Genomic DNA, 261 nt, shown 5'->3' on the forward strand with positions numbered 1-261 from the left:
GTATTTCAACCGCATACATTTACGCGCACGCAGTCATTCCTGAATGAGTTTGCCGAAAGCCTCAAGAAAGCCGATTATGTATATCTTTGCGATATATTCGGATCTGCCCGGGAAAACGCAGGAAAGCTGACGATCGGTGATTTGCAGGAGAAAATTCCGCAGGCGAAGCTGATCGATGAAAATGACACATCAATTTTAAAGGAGCATGAAAATGCGGTGTTAATTTTCATGGGCGCAGGTGACATTCAAAAGTATTTAAGA

General features: G+C 42.9%; 1 protein-coding gene. It reads left to right on the forward strand.

What is annotated here, in order from left to right; translation table 11 throughout:
• The coding region (locus CH339_RS25795; protein WP_497847423.1) for a hypothetical protein at nucleotides 1-261 on the forward strand (261 nt) is incomplete at both ends.

The sequence above is a fragment of the Rhodobium orientis genome, from assembly GCF_003258835.1.
Classification (GTDB): domain Bacteria; phylum Pseudomonadota; class Alphaproteobacteria; order Rhizobiales; family Rhodobiaceae; genus Rhodobium; species Rhodobium orientis.